The sequence below is a fragment of the Mesorhizobium sp. M7A.F.Ca.US.014.04.1.1 genome, from assembly GCF_003998745.1.
Lineage (GTDB): Bacteria > Pseudomonadota > Alphaproteobacteria > Rhizobiales > Rhizobiaceae > Mesorhizobium > Mesorhizobium ciceri.
On the sequence record NZ_RZRW01000610.1, the window covers coordinates 1 to 3,301 of the forward strand.

The 3,301-nt window shown below is 66.8% G+C and carries 3 protein-coding genes and 2 pseudogenes; 1 reads left to right on the forward strand and 4 read right to left on the reverse strand.

What is annotated here, in order from left to right:
- The 4 genes and pseudogenes from EOA22_RS28540 to EOA22_RS28555 form a co-directional block, all read right to left on the reverse strand.
- Window positions 1-273: pseudogene (locus tag EOA22_RS28540) on the reverse strand (N-acetylglucosamine-6-phosphate deacetylase); the annotation flags it as partial.
- Window positions 270-1,304, reverse strand: a complete 1,035-nt coding sequence (locus EOA22_RS28545) for an SIS domain-containing protein (protein WP_063170416.1) — start codon at window positions 1,302-1,304, stop codon at window positions 270-272. The gene EOA22_RS28545 and the pseudogene EOA22_RS28540, both read right to left, overlap by 4 nt.
- Window positions 1,305-1,321: 17 nt before the next feature.
- Window positions 1,322-2,104 (reverse strand): GntR family transcriptional regulator, encoded by a 783-nt coding sequence (locus EOA22_RS28550; RefSeq protein WP_063169682.1) that lies wholly within the window; start codon window positions 2,102-2,104, stop codon window positions 1,322-1,324.
- A complete protein-coding gene (locus EOA22_RS28555) occupies window positions 2,101-2,982 on the reverse strand; it encodes an N-acetylglucosamine kinase (protein ID WP_063169683.1) in 882 nt (293 codons plus the stop codon). The genes EOA22_RS28550 and EOA22_RS28555 overlap by 4 nt, the downstream gene beginning before the upstream one ends.
- A 199-nt stretch (window positions 2,983-3,181) precedes the next feature.
- Here EOA22_RS28555 and EOA22_RS39735 point away from each other — a divergent pair.
- Window positions 3,182-3,301: pseudogene (locus tag EOA22_RS39735) on the forward strand (N-acetylmuramic acid 6-phosphate etherase); the annotation flags it as partial.

A 3,301-nucleotide genomic window follows, 5' to 3' on the forward strand; every position in this document is an offset into this window, starting at 1 on the left:
GCCGAAGGGCGCGTGGGCGCGGCAGATGGTCTCGATGGAAGCGACATCGGGATGGTCGTTGAGCATGACGCCGCCGCCGCCATTGACCTGCAGGTCCACGAAGCCCGGCACCAGCAGGCCGTCACCGGCGTCGACGAGGGCGATGTCCGAGGGGACGGCGCCCGTGGGCAAAATGGCCTCGACGAGACCGTCGCGCACGACCAGCGCGTGGCCTTCATGCCAATCGTCGCCGTCGAAAATCCGGGCGCCAGTCAGGGCAAAGCGATTGCTCATACGGTCTCCGTCACCTTGCGAAGATTGCGCGGCGTGTCCGGGTCGAGACCGCGATGGCGGGCAAACGCCTCGACGAACATGTAGAAGGAGACGATCAGCGTCAGCGGATCGGTCAGTGGATGGCCTGTGGCGACATGCGGCAGGCGCACGGCGCGTTGGGCAAGTGCCGAGGTGACGAACACCGGCGCGCCCTTGGCCGCCAGGCTGTCGGCGGCCTCGGCAATCGACGGTTCGGACGCGTCGCGCGCGGCCAGCGCCAGCACCGGAAAATCAGGGCCGACCAGCGCCAGCGGGCCGTGCATGACCTCGGCGGCGCTGTAGGCTTCCGCATGCATGCCGCAGGTCTCCTTGAATTTCAGCGCAGCCTCATTGGCCATCGCCGCCGACGGTCCGCGGCCGAGGATGAACAACGACTTCTGCTTCTCGATCGTCTCAGAGATCACGCTCATCCAGTCGCAGGCGATCGCCTTGCCGAAATGCTCCGGCAGGCGGGCAAGCGCCGCCAGCAGCGCATCGTCGCCGGTGGCATGCGCCATCAGAGCGAGGCCGGCGACGGCCGAATTGATGAAGGTCTTGGTCGCCGCGACGCTGCGCTCGGGGCCGGCCAGGATGTCGATCGCATAGTCCGAGGCACGCGCCAGCGGCGAATCGGCGGTGTTGGTGATGGCGACGGTCAGCGCGCCTCCCGCCCGCGCGGTTTCGGCCATGGCGACGATGTCGGGGCTCTTGCCCGACTGCGAGATCGCCAGACAGGCCGAGCCGGCGAGCCTGAGCTTGCGGCCATAGATCGAGGCGATCGACGGCCCGACCGATGCGACGGCCAGGCCCGCGGTCAGCTCGACGGCGTATTTCATGAAGGTGGCGGCATGGTCGGACGAGCCGCGCGCCACGGTGACGACGAACTGCGGGTCGCGTTCACGGATGCCGCGCCCGGCTTCGGTCAGCACGGCGCCGGAGCCGTCGAGCAGGCGGGCGACGGCCTGCGGGACCTCCTCGATCTCGCGCCGCATATGGGTCATCTCTGTCGACATGGTCGGCTCTGTCGTGCTCATGGTCGGCCCTCTTCGCTCGGCCCTGTCAGCCGCAGTTCGGCGACGAAATCATAGGCGTCGCCCCGGTAGATAGAGCGGGTGAATTCGATCACCTTGCCGCTCGCCAGATAGGAAATGCGTTCGATGTGCAGGCCGGCAATGCCTGGCGGCACCTCGAGCAGGCGCGCGTCGCTGTCGCCGAGATTGGCGGCGGAAATGCGCTGCACCGCCCGCACCGGCCGATTGCCGGTCAATTCCAGCGCGGCATAGAGCGAGGAGCCTATGTCGGCCGGGTCGGGCAACACGCTGGCCGACAGCGAGGCCCGCTCGATCGCCAGCGGCGTGTCGTTGGCAATGCGCAGGCGCGCCACGCGCGCCACCAGTTCGTTCGACGACAGGCCGAGCACCATCATTTCGTCGGGCGAAGGTGCGTAAAGGCCGCGGTCGAGCCATGCCGAACGCACCACCATGCCGCGCCGCGCCATGTCCTCGGTAAACGAGGTCAGCCGCGACAGCGACTGTTCGACACGCTCCATGCGCGGCGCCACGAAGGTGCCGGAGCCGTGGCGCTGCACCAGGATGCCGCCCTTGACCAGGTCCTGCACCGCCTTGCGCACGGTGACCCGCGAAATATCGGCCTTGGTGGCGATGTCGCGCTCGGAGGGCAGCGCGTCGCCCGGCCCGATCAGGCCGCGGTTGACCGCGTCCTCGATGCTCTTGCGCAGCTGCAGATAAAGCGGCGCGCCGCTTTGCGCCTGATGTTTCAGCGTGGCGAAGATCTGGTCGGCGGCCTCGCTCATCGAGTTGCCTTCGCGTGTCCGGCGAAAAGGCGAACCGCCATCTGCACCGCGCCGCCCAGCGCGTCGTCGAGCGGCGGCTTCAGCAGCGCCCGGTAGCGGGCAGACAGGCGCGGCGCGTAGAGCGGCGCCAGCCCGCCGAGGAGGCACAGCGGCGCGTCGTCGGCGAGATCGAGCGCGCCGAGCGAGGCTTCGACATCGGCAACCACCCTGTCGAGGATCCAGTTGGCGACGCTGTCGCCCTTCTCGGCGTGTTCGAACACCTTGGGTGCGAAGCCGCCGAAATCGCCGGGCTTGGCATTGGTGGTGAATTCGACGACATCCTCCGGGTTGTTGCGGAAGACGGCCAGCATGCTCTGCGTCAGCGGCGAGCCCGCGCGGACGCCGTCATAGGCAAGCAGTGTCTGTTCGAGCAGGTCGCGGCCGATACGGGCGCCGCTGCCCTGGTCGCCAACCTGGAAGCCCCAGCCGCCGATGGCGCGCGATTTGCCTTGTCTGCGCGCCATATAGGCGGTGCCGGTGCCGAGGATCGCCATGGCGCCGTCACCGGCGCCGACAGCGCCTTCCAGCGCGATTTCGGCGTCGGTCTCGACGCGGCTGATGCTGAATGGCAGGATCGCCTCGAGCTGCTGCCGGTAGGTGCCGACATTGGCGCCGGCAAGGCCGAGAATTGCGGGCGTTCGCGGGATCAGTTCCGGATCCTGCCCGGCGACGAGGAACGCCTGCCTGGCGGCCTCGACGATGTTCGAGCGGGCGCCGGTCAGGTCGGTGCGGATGTTGGCGGCGCCGCTTTTGGCGCGGCCGATCACCGTGCCGTCCGCCGTTGCCAGGGCGGCCCTGCAGCTGGTGCCGCCGCCATCGATTCCGAGCACGAAATTCACGTTGATTTCTCCTCCGGGCGGATAATACCAATAAAATACCAATAGCCAAGGATTAATTTCCGTTTCAAAAAGTTTAAGCCGTATTTTATTGAAGAATCTGCCTATTTCGGCGGCTCAGCGATTTCCGGCCCGCGAATTCGTTAATGCGTGTGGACAAGTGGTATTTTTTTGGTATTGTTCTGGTATTGGAGGAACCGGGATGGCCGAAACGCGCACCGAAGCGCTTCACAAAAATGCCGAGGGGCTGGATATCCAGCCTCCGGACGCCATCCTTTCCTATTTGGCCGATGCGCAGATCGAAGCCGCCAAGGTGGTGCGC